This window comes from Amycolatopsis kentuckyensis (assembly GCF_041679295.1).
GTDB classification, from domain to species: Bacteria; Actinomycetota; Actinomycetes; order Mycobacteriales; family Pseudonocardiaceae; genus Amycolatopsis; species Amycolatopsis kentuckyensis_A.
Genome location: NZ_JBGDMD010000001.1, coordinates 205466 through 220452 on the forward strand (window position 1 = coordinate 205466; position 14987 = coordinate 220452).

Consider the following 14987-nt stretch of genomic DNA (forward strand, 5'->3'; position numbering starts at 1 on the left):
CGATGACACCACCCTCACGCCCGGACGCGCCCGGCGGTTTAGCGACCGCTCGCCGCGACCGTCGCACCGCTCGTCGACACCGATCGGGACCCATCGGAACCTCGATCTGCTCCGAACCGTCATAGTGTCGTAAGTAACACAATCGGCCCAACGGGCGAATGACCATACGTAGCAAGACCGCAGAGGAAGGCAGTCCGGTGTCCGGTTCAGGAGTCGAGCTCACCCACCGCGCGATGGCGATGCTGAAGGCGGTGGCCGCTGGACGTGCGCAGATGTCGTGCAGCTGCGAGCCCGACCTCTTCATCGACGGATTCGCGTGCTGCGATCAGATGACGGCCCACGCGCTCGCCCACGGCGGCTACCTGCGTCCCGCCGTCGAGGCCGCCACCGGGCGCGTCCCGGCCGAACTGACCGAGGCCGGGCGCGCCGCGCTGGAGATCACCGTCGCCGCCTGAGCTTCCGCACGTGCGTCACGCACCGTCGCTGTTCGCTCAGGTGTTCGATTCGCCGTCCCGCCGGGTGAGCACCCGGGCCTCGCCTTCGGTGACGGCGACCGTGTGCTCGGAGTGAGCCGTGCGGGAGCCGTCGGCCGACCGGATGGTCCAGCCGTCGGGGTCGTAGACGATCCGGTCGGTCGTGCGGGCGAACCAGGGTTCGAGCGCGAGCGTCAGGCCCGGCCGCAGCTTCATTCCGCGGCCGGCGGTGCCCTTGTTGGGAACGTGCAGGTCCTCGTGCATCGTGCGGCCGATGCCGTGCCCGCCGAACTCGGTGTTGACCGGGTAGCCGTACTCCGCGGCCACTGCCCCGATCGCCGCGGAGATGTCGCCCAGCCGGTTGCCCGCGCGCGCCGCGCCGATCGCCGCCTCCAGGGCTTCCTCGGTGGCGCGGATGATCCGCAGGTCCTCCTCGGCGGGCGTGCCGACGATGACCGTGCGGGCCGAGTCGGCCGCCCAGCCGTCGATGCTGACCGCGAGGTCGGCGGTGAGCACGTCGCCGTCGCGCAGCACGTAGTCGTGCGGCAGGCCGTGGAGGACGGCGTCGTTGACCGACAGGCAGATCACGTTGCGGAACGGGCCCTTGCCGAAGGACGGCGCGTAGTCCCAGTAGCACGACTCCGCGCCGCGCCGCTTGATCATCCCGCGTGCGTGGTGCTCGAGGTCCATCAGGTTGACGCCCACGTCGGCGAGCCGGCCGACCTCGGTGAGGATCTCGGCGACGAAGCGGCCGGTCACGTGCATGCGGTCCACTTCCGCGGGCGACTTCAGTTCGATCACGAAAACCTCGCGTCCCCAAGAGTCGGTATAGTTATACCGGAACGGTAGCACGTCCCCGGTATAGGAATACCAGTCCGGCACACGAGGCCCCGAAAGCCGTCCGACCTGGCAGGCTTGGGCCATGGCGGAACCCCCACCACCGGTCGACGACGAGGCGACGGTCTTCCTCCCCAGCGAACTGCGCGGCGCCCACTGGCCGACCCGCGACCCCGACGTCTCCCGGCGGCCCTACGACGAGTTCGCCACCCAGATCGTCGCGCGGCCGCCCGCGTCGCCCGTCAGCGCCGGCCGCGGCGAGGGCGCCGGCTCGTCGCTGGCCCGCTCCAGCGGCCGGATGGCGGTCGCCTCCACCGTCAGCCGGATCACCGGGTTCGTCGCGAAGCTGCTGCTGGCCGCCGTCGTCGGCACCGGGGTCGTCAACGACTCCTTCACCGTCGCGAACACCCTGCCCAACATCGTCTTCGAACTGCTCTTCGGCGGCGTGCTCGCCAGCGTCGTCGTGCCGCTGCTGGTCCGCTCGCAGGACGACCCGGACGGCGGCCGCGCCTACACGCAGCGGCTGATCACGATGGGGCTGGTGCTGCTCACCGTCGGCACGGCGGTCGCGGTGGCGATCGCGCCGCTGTTCACCACGCTCTACGTCGACAAATCGTCTCCGACGGCCAACCCGGGGCTGACGACCGCGCTCGCGTACCTGCTGCTGCCGCAGATCCTCTTCTACGGCCTCTTCGCGCTGCTTTCGGCGATCCTCAACGCCCAGAACGTCTTCGGGCCGCCGGCCTGGGCGCCGGTGCTGAACAACGTCGTCGTCACCGGCACGCTCGTCGTGTTCGCCGTCGTGCCGGGGGAGCTGACGCTCGACCCGGTCCGGATGAGCGACCCGAAGCTGCTGGTCCTCGGCCTCGGCACCACGCTCGGCATCGTCGTGCAGGCCGTCGTGCTGATCCCCGCGTTGCTGCGCACCGGGTTCCGGTTCCGCTGGCGCTGGGGCTTCGACCCGCGGATCAAGGAGTTCGGCGGGCTCGCCGCGTGGATCCTCGGCTACGTCGTGATCAGCCACGTCGGGTTCGTCGTCACCACCCGCGTGCTGACGCACGGCAGCAGCGGTGGCGTCACGGCCTACAGCTACGCGTCCCTGCTCTTCCAGCTCCCGTACGGGATCCTCGGCGTTTCGCTGCTGACCGCGTTGATGCCGCGGATGAGCCGCGCGGCCGCCGACGGCGACACGGTCTCGCTCGTCGGCGACCTCTCGCTCGCCTCCCGCATGTCGACGGTGCTGTTCGTGCCGATCTCCGCCGTGCTGGCCGTCGTCGGCACGCCGGTCGGCATCGCGATCTTCACGTGGGGCCGCGGCACCCTCGAGGACGCCGAGCGGCTCGGCCAGACGCTCGCCGTCTCCGCCGTCGGGCTGCTGCCGTTCGCCCTGGTCATGTTGCAGCTGCGGGTGTTCTACGCGATGAAGGACGCCCGCACGCCGACGCTGATCATGCTCGTGATGACCGCGGTCAAGATCCCGTTGCTGCTGCTGTGCCGCGGGCTGCTCGACGGCGAGCACGTCGTCTACGGCGTGATGCTCGTCAACGGCGCCGGGTTCGTCGTCGGCGCCGTCCTCGGCCAGGTGTGGCTGTGGGTCCGGCTCGGGCACCTGCGCAGCAAGCGGTCCCTGCGGGTCGGGCTGATCACCCTGTCGGTCAGCGCGCTCGGCGTCGGGGCGGCGGTGCTGGCCGGCTACGCCGTACCCGGCTCCCTCGGCCCGATCGCGGGCGCGTGGGTGAAACTGCCGGTCCAGACCTTGCTGGGGATGGCCGTCCCGTTCGGCTTGCTGGCGCTGCTCAAGCTCCCGGAGTTCACCCCGGTGACCCGGCGGGTGGCCGGTCTCCGGCGGCGGTTCGCCTCTCGTTGACGACTACGGCCGGAAACGCGATCCGGATGTCTCGAAACGGTAACGAGACCGCTGCGATCAGCGCGTTTACATTTCCGGCGCGGCTTCCTAATATCCACCCGATCGGCGATGGGGTGGAGGTTCGTGCATGACGCGCAGGGCGCGCAGGCGGCGGGACCGGGTTTCGGTCGACGAACTGCTGCAGCAGGCCGGGCTGCGCCCGAGGCGGCCCGGCTCGCGGTCGGCCGAGACGGCGGCCCGGCGCGACCCCGGCGACGAGCCGCGCGGTGCGGCGGGGAGGCTCGCGCTGGCGTCGGCGGTGCTGGTGGTGCTGGGCGGGCTGGTGGTCGTCCTGGCGTCGCGGCCCGAGCCCGTCCCGGGGACCACGCAGTTCCCGCAGCTGCAGCCGGCGACCGGCGTCCCGACGTCGACGGCGGTCGCGGCGCCCACGCAGACGACCACGCCGTCCCCGGTGGTGATGCACGCGCGCAAGACGCCGACCCCCACGCCCACGGTGACGGTCGAGCTGCCGCCGTCGCCGACGACCACGGTCACCCTGCCGTCGTCCACAGCGGACTGGAGCCGCTGCACCCCCTACGGCTGCCGGCGCGACGGCACGCCGGTGCGCTGACGGCGCAGCAGGAGGTACGTGCCGGCGGCGAGCACGAACCCGGCGGCGAACGTCAGGTCGCCGGTGCCGGGCACCGCCTTCGGGATCGGCGCGGTGTAGAGGGCCTGGTTCGCGAACAGCCCGACGGACACCACCAGCCCGACCAGGAACGCGGTGAACCCGGCGACGTTGCGGTGGCCCTTGTCGAAGAGCAGGTCGCCGAACTCCGTGCCGCGGCGCAGGTGGTGGTCGGCCAGCAGCACGCCGAGCCACGGGCCGATCCAGTAGGCGATCACGAGCAGGAAGTTCTCGTACGCGTGCCCGGCGTCGGCGAGCCCGAGCCACGCCAGCACGAACCCGACCGCGCCGAACGCCACCGCGACGACGGCGCGGCGCCAGGCCAGCGGCAACCGGACGCCGAGCGCGAGGAAGGCGAGCGCGCCCGAGTAGACGTTGAGGACGTTCGCGGCGACGGCGCCGAGCGTGATCGCCAGCAGCGTCGCGGCGGCGAGGAAACCGGGCAGGTGCCCGGTGAACGCCGTCGTGGGGTTGTCCTCGGCCGGGCCCGCGATGGTCGTCGAGGCGGCGCCGACGAGCATCAGGACGGTCGTCGACAGGAAGAGCCCGCCGCCGGCGTAGAGGCCGATCGCCCGGCGTGACGCGGTTTTCGGCAGGTAACGCGTGTAGTCGGCGGCGTAGGGGTTCCAGCCGGCGGTGTAGCCGAACGCCGTCCCGACGGCGAGCAGGAACCCGCCCACGCTGCCGGAGTTGGTGGTGGCGCCGGACTTCCCGAAGACGACCACGCTCGCGGCGGCGAAGACGACGGCCAGCACGGCGAAGACGTACTTTTCGTACGCCTGAACGAGGTTGTGCCCGAAGAAGGCGACGACGATCTGCAGTGCGACGACGAGTGCGAGGCAGGCGAGCGTCGGGAGCCCGGTGAGGCCGGCGAGCGCGAACGCCCCGCTGACGCTGTTGACGGCGAACCAGCCGACGCCGGCCATGACCGACATGAGCGCGGCGGGCAGCACGTTCCCGCGGTAGCCGAAAGCGGCCCGCCCGAGCACCATCTGCGGCACGCCGTAGCGCGGACCGCGGGCGCTCAGGACGCCGTGGGCGACGGCGCCGAGCCCGTTCCCGACGACCGCGGCGAGCGCGGCCTGGGTGAAGGAGAGCCCGAAGGCGGTGACGGCGAGGACGCCGACGAAGATCGTGGCGAACTCGAGGTTGGGGGAGGCCCAGGTCCAGGCCAGCTGCCGGGGCGTGCCGTGCCGGTCGGCGTCGGCGACGGGCTCGACCCCGCCGGGCTCGACCGCGACGACCTTGTCGCCGTAGGAGTGCTGCTCGGTGGTCGCCATGCGAAGACGGTAGGCGACGAAGATTTCGGCGGTGTGACGGATTCCGCGGGGGTTCCCGACGACGTGAATGACTCATTCCTGTCGCCTGACGACATGAATGAGTCATTCACGTCATCCCGGTCACCGGAACGGGTGCCGCTGACCGGGACCCGGCGAAGGCCCCCTCACCGGCCCCGATGCCGGTGAGAGGGCCTCCGACAGCCCCACTACGGGTCTCGCGTCAGCCGGCGTACCCGGCGACGATCTTCGTGAACGCGTACTTGTCCTGCGTGATGCCGCTGCACTCGCCGCCGCCGCTGCAGTCGCGGTTGGTGGCCCAGAACGTGAAGCGGGCGAGGTGGTGGCTCGCCGCGTAGCCGCGGATGGAGTTGAAGTTCGCCACCGTGACCGTCTCGCCCGCGTTGTCGGTCTTGCCGTTCATCGAGGAGAGGCCGCTGTGCCGGTAGGCGGTGTCGTCGTTCCAGCCGAACGTGGTCTTGAGCTGGTTCTTCAGCCCGTCGACCGCGGACTTCGTCAGGGCGGCCATGTCGCCGCCGCTGGAGAAGTCGAACGGCATGACCGACCAGACGTCGACCGGGGCGCCGATCGCCTTGGCCTGGTTGATCAGGCGCTTGCCCCACGAGTCGGGGCCGGTCGTGGTGGTGCCGATGGTGATGACGACCTTCAGGTTCGGGTTCTTCTGCTTGGTCAGCTTCACCGCGTTGAGGATGCGGTCCTGCACCGTGTTGTTCTGGAACTCGTCGGTGTTCTCGATGTCGAGGTCGATCGCCTTGAGGCCGTAGGCGTCGATCACCTTCTGGTATGCGCCCGCCAGCGCCGAGGCCGACGTGCACTTGGAGCCCAGCTTCGTGCCGGACCAGCCGCCGAAGGAGGGGATCACGTCCCCGCCCGCGTTGCGGATGTTCTGGATCATCGTCTTGTCGGAGCCGGTCAGCGAGCGGCTGCCGTCCCACTTCGGGTTGCAGGTGCCGTCCGACAGGACGAACGCGAGGGTAAACGCTTTCACGCCGGTCGCGGACATCGCCGCGGTCGGGCTGGTCTGGCCGCCCCACTGGTACAGGTACGGGGACGCGAGCACCGGGTCGACCGCGGCCATGGCCTGCGGGGCGAGACCGACCGCCGTCGCCAGGGCGGCCGATGCCGCGAGCGCGAGGGTCACCAGACGGCGCACTGATTGCATGGGGGTCCTCCAATGTGCGAGTGGAGCACCTCCGGTTTGAGGCGGCGGGATCATCCCGGGAGGAGCGGTGTGTGCCACCACACAGTGGACTAGACCAATGTTGCGTGTCAACCCTTCTTCGGTCGGAAAATGACGCACGGTGCGCGCCCGGGTGCCGAGCGTCGGCGGGGGTGAGATTCCCCTGAAGGCGGAGTGACACCGCCCGCCATTCCGGCTACTTTGCCGAAATGGTGGGGGATTCGGTCGCCGCCGGCGGGGGACGCCGCCCGGGCCGGTTCCTGCCCGCCGTCGTGCCGCGGCGTTGGGCGCTCTGGCGGCTGCCGCGTCGCGGCCAGGTCCTCTACCTCGTCGCGATCGACGTCCTCGCCGTCGCCGCCGCCGTGCTCGCGGCGCTGCGGTTCCCGCCGCTCGCCGCCATGCTCACGCCGTTCGCGCTGCTCGGGGGCGGCATGCTGGTCTCGGCCGAGCTCGCCAGGACCGTGGAGCGCCACCGCGAGGACACCCTCCTCGGCCCCGGCGTCGACACGCCGTGGATCTTCGCCGGGGTGCTCGTGCTCCGGCCGGGCCTCGCCGTCGCACTGGTCGTGCTCTCCGCGCTGCACCAGTGGTTCCGGGTCCGCAGAAGACCCGGGTACCGGCAGGTGTTCGGCGCTGCGGCGACGGCGCTGGCCGGTCTCGTCGCCGGCGCGTTCCTCACCGCGACCGGTGTCCGGCCGCTCGGCGAGGTCCTGGACGCCCGCACCGTCGTCCTGCTGACCGTCGCCGGCGTGGTGTTCCTGGCGGTGAACGCCGCGCTCGTCACCGCCGCCGACGGCCCCCGCCGGCTCCGCGCGGCCCTGCCCGGCCACGCCTTCGACGCCGCGATGACGGCGTTCGCCCTGCCGCTCGCCTGGGCCGTGCAGGCCGCGCCGCTGCTGGTCCCGGTGCTGGCCGGCGCCACCGTCGTGCTGCACCGCGGCGGGCTCGGCCACGGCCGCCGCGACCACGTCACCCTCGACCCCGGCACGGGCGTGCTGACCGCGGCGTCGTGGCGCGGCGCCGCCGAAGCCGAACTGGACCGGCTCGGCCGCCACGGCCCCGGCCAAGCGGTGCTGGTGCTCGACCTGGACCACTTCCGCCGGCTCAACGACCGCTACGGCGCCCGCATCGGCGACGCGGTCCTGCGCGCGGTCGCCGACGCCCTGCGCGACGAGGTCCGGGCGGCGGATCTGGTGGGCCGGTCCGGCGGCGAGGAGTTCGCGGTGCTGCTGCCGGGCACCGGCCGCTTCGACGCGATGGCGATCGCCGAGCGGATCCGGCTGCGGGTCGCCTCGACGCTGGTGGCACTGAAGGCGTCCGGCGACGGCCCGCAGTTCGTCGGCGTGACGGTGTCGGTCGGGGTGGCGGTGTGTGCGCCCGGTGCGGAGCTGGCGGAGGCGTTGTCGGCGGCGGAGGCGGCGGTGTTGCGTGCGAAGGCGGCGGGCCGCAATCGGACGATCTGCGCTGAACCGGCGTCGTGATCCTTCCGTTAGGAAAGGCGTACAACCGGGCATACCGCCGGGCGTCTTGAATGGCAGGAAGGCGGCGAGGGGCCGTCGGGGGATTTCAGGGGGAAACAATGCGTTCAGTTCGTCGTGTCGTCGTGGCCGGAACCGGTGTGGCGGCCGCGGTCGTTCTTTCGGCGTGCACCGGTCCGCAGGATGCGCCGGCCGGCGGGCAGGTCGCGACCGCGCCGCCCGCGACGACGACGCCGGCCGCGACCACGGCCGCCGCACCCGCGCAGGCCACGACCTCCGCGCAGGCGGTGAAGCCGGCGCCCACCAAGGTGGGTGCTTGTGCTTCGGCGACCAAGGCCAAGCTGGAAGCCGCGCTGAAGGCGGACGAGAAGGTGTCCGGCGCGCTGATCGTCGACAGCACCGGCCTGCAGCGCATCAAATGCGTCGCGCCCTGGGCCTTCGCGCACTTCTCCAACGAAATCGACGGGGGCAGCATTCTGTTCACCTACCGGAACGGAAACTGGGTTCCGGTGGGCGGCGGCACCGGGGAATTGTGCGAAAAGGTCCCGGCCGCGACCGCGAAGCAAATCTGTTATTGAGCCACCGTGATCGCGTTCAGCTTTTCGCGGAGGTAGTCCGAAGCGATCACTTCCGGGTACGTCGTCCTGCCCAGCGGCGGGGCCAGCGACGTGATCCGCGCGTCGTGGTCGGTCTCGTAGAAGAAGATCAGCGACACCAGGTCTTCGTCCGGGGCGGCGACCGCCGGCGGGAGGACGCGGTGGCGCGTCGACCGCCAGCGGTCGCCCGTCCAGCGCGCCATCAGGTCGCCGATGTTGACCGTGAACGCGTCCGGGTGGAACGGCGCGTCCTCCCATTCGCCGTCGGCGGTGTAGACCTGCAGGCCACCGACGCCGGCCTGGCGGTCGAGCACCGTCACCGTGCCGAAGTCGGTGTGCGGCCCGATCCGGAACTGCTCCGGCTCCGGCGCGCCGACGCGGGTCATCGGCGGGTACCAGTTGATGTTGAACGTGTACGTCGGGTGCGCGGTGTGCCGCGTGAAGTGGTTCTCGGCCAGGCCGAGCGCAGCGGCGCAGATCTCGAGGAGGTGGTCCGACAGCGCGCGCATCCGGCGCATGTACTCCGTCGCCGTCTCGGCGAGGCCCGGGACCTCGACCGGCCAGACGTTGGGCTGGAACCAGAACCCGTCGACCTCGGCGACGCCGACGCCGAGGTCCGCGCCCGCGGAGAACGACTCCTTCAGGTCCGGTGGGGTCTCGGTGCCTTCGGCGTAGCCGTTGGCCTCGACGCCCGGCGGCAGCCAGCCGCGGCCGCCGACGGTGACGGCGTAGCGCTGCTTGACGTCCTCGGGCAGCGCGAAGAACTCCCGCGCCAGCTCACGCGTCCGGTGGCGCAGGTCGTCCGGCACGCCGTGCCCGGTGACCAGCAGGAACCCGGACTCCCGCAGCGCGGCGTCGATGCGCGTCGCCACCTCGGCCCGGCCCTCGGACGTGCCCGCGAACCACGGTGAAAGGTCCACGAGCGGAACGGTTGACGGCATACCGGCTCCTCTAACACTGTCCTATTCGGACTTTTCGACCCCGATGTCTTCGAACCACAGGTCCGGGCGCGCCGCGATGAACTCCGTCATCAGCGCGGTGCAGGCGGGATCGTCGAGCAGGGTGATCTCCACGCCGAGCCCGGCGAGCCAGTCGTGCCCGCCGTGGAACGTCGTCGCCTCGCCGATGATGACGCGCCCGATCCCGAACTGACGGACGAGCCCGGAGCAGTACCAGCACGGCGAAAGCGTGGTGACCATGATGGTGTCGCGGTAGTGCGGGCGGCGGCCGGCGTTGCGGAAGGCCGAGGTCTCCGCGTGCATCGACGGGTCGTCGTCCTGCACCCGCCGGTTGTGCCCGCGGCCGAGCAGCGTGCCCGTGGTGTCGAACAACGCGGCCCCGATCGGGACGCCGCCCTCGGCCTTGCCCAGTTCGGCTTCTTCACGGGCGACGGCCAGCAGGGCGTCCGGGTCGATCGGCATGCGTCACTCTTTCCGCCCGACGCGGTCCGTGGCAAGTGTTTGACGATTCAACTGCACCTTCCGGCGGATCGCGGACCGGAGCTGTCCTCGATGTCTGGCACACTGCGTCCCATGTACGGGACATCGGAACGCCTGCTCAGGCTGCTGTCGCTGCTGCAGGCCCGCCGCGACTGGCCGGGCGCGGACCTCGCGTCGCGCCTGGAGGTCGACGTCCGCACGATCCGCCGCGACGTCGAGCGCCTGCGGTCCCTGGGGTACCCGGTGCACGCGACGCCCGGCGTCGCCGGCGGCTACCGGCTCGGCGCGGGGGCGGCGCTGCCGCCGTTGCTGCTGGACGACGACGAGGCGGTCGCGGTGGCGGTCGGCCTGCGCACGGCGGCGAACGGCACGGTCAGCGGCATCGAGGAGACGTCGGTGCGCGCGCTGGCGAAGCTGGAGCAGGTGCTCCCGGCGCGGCTGCGGCCGCGGGTGGGCGCGTTGGGCGCGGCGACGGTGTCGCTCCCGGGCGGCGGCCCGGTGGTGGACGCGTCGGTGCTGACGGCGATCGCGGCGGCCTGCCGCGACCACGAGCGGCTGCGGTTCCCCTACGGCGACCGCGCCGGCACCGAGACCGAGCGGTCGGTCGAGCCGCTGCGGCTGGTCCACACGGGACGACGGTGGTACCTGGTCGCCTACGACCTGGACCGGGCCGGCTGGCGTACGTTCCGCGTGGACCGGATCACCGCCGTGCCGGCGCCGAGCTTCCGGTTCACGCCCCGTGAGCCGCCGGCCGAGGACCTGGCGGCGTACGTGTCGCGGCAGATCTCGTCGGCGCCGTACCCGCACCAGCTCGTGCTGCGCGTGGCGGCGCCGGCAGCGGTGGTGGCGGCGCGGGTGCCGCCGACCACCGGGGCGGTGGAGCCGATCGACGAGCACAGCTGCCGGGTCCGGACCGGGGCGAACACCCTGGACACGGTGCCGTACTACCTGGCGCAGTGGGGGTACGACTTCGTGGTGGAGGAGGCCCCGCCGGGCTTGGTCGAGCGGCTGCGGGAGGTCGCGGAGCGCTTCGCCCGCGCGGTCGGCTAGCCCGCTTCGAGCCGGACGCAATCGCTTTCGCCGTCGCTCAGGAAGGCCGCCAGCTCGCTGCCTTCCCCGGTGACTTCCCGGCGCTCGGTCCCGGTCAGTTTCCGCAGCGGCCGCACGCTCACCGTGTCGCCCTCGACCGTCCACGTCGCCGAGACCCGGCCGTCGACCAGCACCACCCGCTCGCCGGCCACCGAGAGCAGGCGGTGGGCGTCGTCGATGACGCGGGTCCGGTCGTCGTAGCCGAGGATCGCGTTGTCGAACGCGGGCAGGAACCGCACGGGGGCGGGCGTATCCGGGTCGGGGCGCGGCGCGTCCGGCAGGTCGAGCAGCTCGCGGCCGCGTGCGTCGCGGAAGACCACCAGCTCCTCGCGCACGGCTTTCACCGCCGCGGGCAGCCCGGCCAGGCCGGACCACGCGCGCAGGTCCGCCGTCGCCGCCGGGCCGTACGCCGCCAGGTAGCGGCGCACCAGCGTCCGCCCGACCGCGTCGGCCGGATCGAGCGGGTCGACGTCGCGGCCCAGCCACGCCGACAGCGGCAGGTTCCGCACGCCGGCTTTGCCGCGCCACAGTCCCCGCGGCGGCAGCTGTGCGACCGGGATCAGCGCGGCGACCAGCATTTCGCCGAGCGGCCGCGGCCCGGCTTCCGGCCACCGGTGGGCGACCGCCCGCGCGAGGTCGCCCATCGACCTCGGCTCCCCGTCGGCCAGGACGGCGAGCCCCGCCTTTTCGAGCTCGTCGAGGTCGACGCCGTCGAGTTCCCGGCGGTAGACGCCGAGGACGCGCTGGCGCAGCATGGCGTCGAAGCGCGTCCGCCAGGCGAGGACGTCGTCGGCGGTGAGCAGGTGGACGGTCCGGCGCATCAGGTGCGTCCGCACCACGCGGCGCTCGGTGAGCAGGTCCGACAGCGTGGCCGGGTCGAAGCCGCGCAGGCGTGACCACAGGCCGGTGAAGGGCTCTTGGGGTTCCTGCGCCTGCAGGCCGCCGAGGTGCGCGACGGCGTCGTGCACGGGCAGCTCGGCGCGGTCGAGCAGGAGCTGCCGGGCGAGCGTCGCGCGGTTGAGCGCCCGGGGGTCGAGGACGGTCACGTCGCCTTCTGCCCGTCGAGGGTCTCGCGGAGGATGTCGGCGTGGCCGGCGTGCTGGACGGTCTCGGAGATGACGTGCAGGATCGCCCGCCGCGCGGTCCACCGCTGCCCGGGCCGGTCGTCCCACGGCGCGTCGGGCACCTTGTGCGTCACCGAGAGGTCGGGCAGCGTGCGGATGACGTCCTCGGTGCGCTTGGCGACGTGTTCGTAGCGCGCCCGGACGGTCGCCAGGGTGTCGCCGGGCCGCATGGCGAACTCGTTCTGGTGGTCGATCATCCACTGCGGGTACGCACGGGCGGTCCCGGCGACGATGTCCGCCCAGGTGACGCCGTCGGGGAGGTCGAACCGCATGACCGACGGGCCTTCGACGACGAAGCGCAGCCAGTTGCCTTCCATCGACGCGACGTGCTTGACGAGGCCGCCGAGGCAGAGGGCGCTGACGGTCGGGGTCGCGCCGGCCTGCTCATCGGTGAGGCCGTCGGTGGTGGTGAGGAGGGCAGCGCGGGCGGTGGCCAGCTCGGCGATCAGGTCTTCGCGTTCGGTATCGGTGGTCATGCGGTCAGCGTGGCAGAGATAGCGGACAGGAGGTGTCCGCTATTGCGAGGGTCGGTGATCGTGTCGCACGACGGGCGCTCAGCCCGTGACCGGTGCCTCGGGCTGTGCCGCGCCGAGCATGCGCAGCACGAGGCCGCCGTACTCCTTGCCGAGCGCGGCCGGGGTCTGGCGGGCTCGCTCGGTGTACCAGCGGGCGACGTCGACGCCGAGGGAAAGCACCGCGCGGGCCGACGTGTGCGGGTCGGACACCGTGAACACACCCTCCTCGACGCCGTCGGCGATGACCTCCCGGACGATCCGCTCGATGCGCCGCCGCAGCTCGGCGACCACCTGGAACTCCTGCTCGGGCAGGGCCTGCAGCTCGTACTGGACGACCCGGGCGACGGTGTGGCGCCGCGCGTGCCAGGCGACGAAGTCCTCGACGATCAGCCGGATCCGTTCGACGGGATCGGACTCCTTCGCGACGACGTTCTCCACCAGGGCGAGGGTCTGCTCGTGGCCGTACCGGCTGATCGCGAAGAGCAGCGCGGCCTTGGAGGGGAAGTGCACGTAGAGCGCGGCGGGGCTCATCCCGGCGGCTCCGGCGATGTCCCGCGTGGTGGTGGCGTGGTAGCCCCGCTTGGCGAAGGCCTCCACGCCGGCCAGCATCAACCGGCGAGCGGTCTCGGGCTGCACATCCGGCCAGAGTTCGGCCGACAGCGACATCGTCATCCGGTGATCCTCCCAGACCTCACCGCCCGGGATGGCCGGCTTCGGTCGTGCCCATTGTAAGCAAGCGCTTGGTGCGCGCCCGGGGGAGAACTGCTCACGGCGTGCGTGCCCCGATGGCGATCACGCGGTGGCGAAGTGCGGTTCGGCGGCTTCCAGCCGTGGCACCGCGATGCCCAGCCGCCGTGCCTCCGCCAGCGTGTCGCGGCAGACGTCTCGCGGTTCCGCGGCGTCCGGGTCGCAGTGCGTCTCGAAGCTCGCGCGGGCGGGCGGGAAGTGCGCGGTCAGCCAGGCGAACGCGGGCGCCGTCAGCCAGGTCGGTGCCCGGTAGCCCAGCATCGCGCCCCGGTGCCGGCGCAGGTCGACTCCGCGCGCCGCGACCAGGGGCAGCAGCTCGCGGCTGGTCAGCAGCGCCTCGCGCAGGTCGCCCGTCGCGCCGGCCAGGTCGGCCAGCGAGCCCCGCTTCAGGCCTTGCGCGTGCAGGCCGGCGTTCGCCACGAAGTGGAGCCACAGCCAGCCGCGGAAATCCGCCCGCTCCCGGATCCGGAACCCGGCCGCGCGAAACGCCCGGCGCACGGCCAGCGCGCGTTCGGCCGGGGGCCGGTCGAGCGTCCCGAAGACGACCAAGGGCAGCATCATCCCGCGGAGCACGCCGTCCGCGCCGAATCCGCCGCCGGACTGCGGGAAGCCCCACGCGACCCGGTCGGCCGGAAGGGCGCCGATCGCGGTCAGCGGCTCGGCCCAGACGTTGCCGAACACCAGCACGGTCGCGTTGCCGATGCGCGGCGCGAGGAAAGCCGCGGCCTCGGGGATGCGCTGGTGCTGCACGCTCAGCACGATCAGGTCGAAATCGTGGCCGGGCGCCAGCTCCTCGCGGTAGCGCACCGGCCACGACCGCACGACGCGCTGTCCCCGGATGCACTTGCGCGCGTCGAGCAGGTCGAGCTCGATCGCGTCGCCGTAGGCCGCCGCGCGGCCCGGCCGGACGTAGAACTCGACGTCGTGCCCGGCCTGTTCCAGCGCCCAGCCGTACACCGCGGCGATCACGCCCCGGCCGAACATGAGGATCTTCACGCGCACCTCGTCGGCTATGATGAAAGTGGAGGTCATCTCCATTTCTCAACGTAGGGAGGCGGACCCCGGTTGTCAACTGAAGGCAGGGCCGGCAAGCCGCTGCGCGCGGACGCCCGGCGCAACCGTGAGGCGGTGCTGGCCAAAGCCCGGGAGATCTTTGCCGCCGGGAGCTTCTACGACCTGCGCTTCGACGACTTCGCCCGGCTGGCCGGCGTGGGCACCGGCACGCTGTACCGCCATTTCCCCACCCGGGAAGCACTGGCCGAAGCCGTCTACCGCACCGAAGTCGCGACGCTCTGCGAGCGCGCCCGCGAGCTGCAGGCGACGCTGCCCGCGGCCGAGGCGCTGGCGACCTTCCTGCGGGGCATGGTCGGCTACCTCGCCGCCCACCACGGCCTCGCCCGGACGCTGGCCACGCTCATGACCGCCGGGTCGGACGTCCTCGCCGAAGGCAGCCGGGCGCTGGAGCGGGCCGTCACCGACCTGGTGACCGCCGGCGTGCGGGCCGGTCACCTCCGCGCCGACGTGGGGGCCGGCGCCGTCATGATGGCCCTGCACGGCATCGGCGCGGCGCACGACCGCCCGGAGTGGCGGGCCGAAGCCGACGGCGTGATCACCCTGGTGCTCGACGGGCTGCGCCGGTCGCCCCCGGGCGGCGAACCGGCGTGAGCGTCGGCGAAG

The 14987-nt window shown here is 72.4% G+C and carries 16 protein-coding genes; 7 read left to right on the forward strand and 9 right to left on the reverse strand.

Going from position 1 to position 14987, the window contains the following annotated elements:
• The first annotated feature begins 197 nt into the window (after positions 1–197).
• Positions 198–455 carry a hypothetical protein gene (locus ACERZO_RS01005; RefSeq protein WP_086672410.1) on the forward strand — a complete coding sequence of 86 codons (258 nt, stop codon included), beginning with the start codon at positions 198–200 and terminating at the stop codon, positions 453–455.
• Between the two features lie 36 nt (positions 456–491).
• Here the strand turns inward: ACERZO_RS01005 and map are convergent, their stop codons facing one another.
• Positions 492–1274 carry a type I methionyl aminopeptidase gene (gene map, locus ACERZO_RS01010; RefSeq protein ID WP_372660177.1) on the reverse strand — a complete coding sequence of 261 codons (783 nt, stop codon included), beginning with the start codon at positions 1272–1274 and terminating at the stop codon, positions 492–494.
• 121 nt (positions 1275–1395) lie between these two features.
• Here map and murJ point away from each other — a divergent pair, with 121 nt between their 5' ends.
• Both murJ and ACERZO_RS01020 read left to right on the forward strand, forming a co-directional pair.
• On the forward strand, positions 1396–3177 hold the full coding sequence (gene murJ, locus ACERZO_RS01015) for a murein biosynthesis integral membrane protein MurJ (RefSeq protein ID WP_372660179.1): 1782 nt from the start codon (positions 1396–1398) through the stop codon (positions 3175–3177).
• 127 nt (positions 3178–3304) lie between these two features.
• Positions 3305–3787, forward strand: coding sequence for a hypothetical protein (locus tag ACERZO_RS01020; RefSeq protein WP_372660181.1), 483 nt, complete (start codon positions 3305–3307; stop codon positions 3785–3787).
• Here ACERZO_RS01020 and ACERZO_RS01025 read toward each other — a convergent pair.
• Together ACERZO_RS01025 and ACERZO_RS01030 are read right to left on the reverse strand one after the other, a co-directional pair.
• Positions 3751–5124 carry a purine-cytosine permease family protein gene (locus ACERZO_RS01025; protein WP_372660183.1) on the reverse strand — a complete coding sequence of 458 codons (1374 nt, stop codon included), beginning with the start codon at positions 5122–5124 and terminating at the stop codon, positions 3751–3753. The two genes, ACERZO_RS01020 and ACERZO_RS01025, sit on opposite strands and share 37 nt — an antisense overlap.
• Before the next feature lie 220 nt (positions 5125–5344).
• Positions 5345–6304 (reverse strand): chitinase, encoded by a 960-nt coding sequence (locus tag ACERZO_RS01030; protein WP_372660185.1) that lies wholly within the window; start codon positions 6302–6304, stop codon positions 5345–5347.
• A 227-nt stretch (positions 6305–6531) separates the two neighbouring features.
• On the opposite strand from ACERZO_RS01030, the gene ACERZO_RS01035 reads away from it, so the two are divergent.
• Together ACERZO_RS01035 and ACERZO_RS01040 are read left to right on the forward strand one after the other, a co-directional pair.
• Complete coding sequence (locus tag ACERZO_RS01035) at positions 6532–7803, forward strand: GGDEF domain-containing protein (RefSeq protein WP_372660187.1); 1272 nt, start codon at positions 6532–6534, stop codon at positions 7801–7803.
• A gap of 98 nt (positions 7804–7901) precedes the next feature.
• A complete protein-coding gene (locus ACERZO_RS01040) occupies positions 7902–8378 on the forward strand; it encodes a hypothetical protein (RefSeq protein WP_372660189.1) in 477 nt (158 codons plus the stop codon).
• Here ACERZO_RS01040 and ACERZO_RS01045 read toward each other — a convergent pair.
• Positions 8372–9337, reverse strand: coding sequence for an isopenicillin N synthase family dioxygenase (locus ACERZO_RS01045; protein ID WP_372660191.1), 966 nt, complete (start codon positions 9335–9337; stop codon positions 8372–8374). The two genes, ACERZO_RS01040 and ACERZO_RS01045, sit on opposite strands and share 7 nt — an antisense overlap.
• Positions 9338–9358: 21 nt before the next feature.
• Positions 9359–9817: a nucleoside deaminase gene (locus tag ACERZO_RS01050; protein WP_372660193.1), complete on the reverse strand. Its 459-nt coding sequence runs from the start codon at positions 9815–9817 to the stop codon at positions 9359–9361.
• Between the two features lie 111 nt (positions 9818–9928).
• Between ACERZO_RS01050 and ACERZO_RS01055 the strand changes: the two genes are divergently transcribed.
• Positions 9929–10885 carry a helix-turn-helix transcriptional regulator gene (locus ACERZO_RS01055; RefSeq protein WP_372660195.1) on the forward strand — a complete coding sequence of 319 codons (957 nt, stop codon included), beginning with the start codon at positions 9929–9931 and terminating at the stop codon, positions 10883–10885.
• Here the strand turns inward: ACERZO_RS01055 and ACERZO_RS01060 are convergent.
• The 4 genes from ACERZO_RS01060 to ACERZO_RS01075 all read right to left on the reverse strand — a co-directional run bounded on the left by ACERZO_RS01060 (position 10882) and on the right by ACERZO_RS01075 (position 14306).
• Positions 10882–11970 (reverse strand): winged helix DNA-binding domain-containing protein, encoded by a 1089-nt coding sequence (locus tag ACERZO_RS01060; protein WP_372660197.1) that lies wholly within the window; start codon positions 11968–11970, stop codon positions 10882–10884. The two genes, ACERZO_RS01055 and ACERZO_RS01060, sit on opposite strands and share 4 nt — an antisense overlap.
• On the reverse strand, positions 11967–12524 hold the full coding sequence (locus ACERZO_RS01065) for a DinB family protein (RefSeq protein WP_372660199.1): 558 nt from the start codon (positions 12522–12524) through the stop codon (positions 11967–11969). Before ACERZO_RS01065 ends, ACERZO_RS01060 begins: the two co-directional genes overlap by 4 nt.
• 78 nt (positions 12525–12602) lie before the next feature.
• Positions 12603–13235, reverse strand: a complete 633-nt coding sequence (locus ACERZO_RS01070) for a TetR/AcrR family transcriptional regulator (protein ID WP_372660201.1) — start codon at positions 13233–13235, stop codon at positions 12603–12605.
• Between the two features lie 120 nt (positions 13236–13355).
• Positions 13356–14306, reverse strand: coding sequence for a ketopantoate reductase family protein (locus ACERZO_RS01075; protein WP_372662875.1), 951 nt, complete (start codon positions 14304–14306; stop codon positions 13356–13358).
• Between the two features lie 69 nt (positions 14307–14375).
• Here ACERZO_RS01075 and ACERZO_RS01080 point away from each other — a divergent pair, with 69 nt between their 5' ends.
• Complete coding sequence (locus ACERZO_RS01080; protein ID WP_372660203.1) at positions 14376–14975, forward strand: TetR/AcrR family transcriptional regulator; 600 nt, start codon at positions 14376–14378, stop codon at positions 14973–14975.
• Positions 14976–14987: the final 12 nt, after the last annotated feature.

Excerpts from the sequence above, each read along its gene's own strand:
- ACERZO_RS01020 (WP_372660181.1), top strand. The coding sequence starts at position 3,305 with ATGACGCGCAGGGCGCGCAGGCGGCGGGACCGGGTTTCGGTCGACGAA.
- ACERZO_RS01045 (WP_372660191.1), bottom strand. The coding sequence starts at position 9,337 with ATGCCGTCAACCGTTCCGCTCGTGGACCTTTCACCGTGGTTCGCGGGC.
- ACERZO_RS01030 (WP_372660185.1), bottom strand. The coding sequence starts at position 6,304 with ATGCAATCAGTGCGCCGTCTGGTGACCCTCGCGCTCGCGGCATCGGCC.
- ACERZO_RS01025 (WP_372660183.1), bottom strand. The coding sequence starts at position 5,124 with ATGGCGACCACCGAGCAGCACTCCTACGGCGACAAGGTCGTCGCGGTC.
- ACERZO_RS01055 (WP_372660195.1), top strand. The coding sequence starts at position 9,929 with ATGTACGGGACATCGGAACGCCTGCTCAGGCTGCTGTCGCTGCTGCAG.
- murJ (WP_372660179.1), top strand. The coding sequence starts at position 1,396 with ATGGCGGAACCCCCACCACCGGTCGACGACGAGGCGACGGTCTTCCTC.
- ACERZO_RS01040 (WP_372660189.1), top strand. The coding sequence starts at position 7,902 with ATGCGTTCAGTTCGTCGTGTCGTCGTGGCCGGAACCGGTGTGGCGGCC.
- ACERZO_RS01070 (WP_372660201.1), bottom strand. The coding sequence starts at position 13,235 with ATGACGATGTCGCTGTCGGCCGAACTCTGGCCGGATGTGCAGCCCGAG.
- ACERZO_RS01065 (WP_372660199.1), bottom strand. The coding sequence starts at position 12,524 with ATGACCACCGATACCGAACGCGAAGACCTGATCGCCGAGCTGGCCACC.
- ACERZO_RS01050 (WP_372660193.1), bottom strand. The coding sequence starts at position 9,817 with ATGCCGATCGACCCGGACGCCCTGCTGGCCGTCGCCCGTGAAGAAGCC.
- ACERZO_RS01035 (WP_372660187.1), top strand. The coding sequence starts at position 6,532 with ATGGTGGGGGATTCGGTCGCCGCCGGCGGGGGACGCCGCCCGGGCCGG.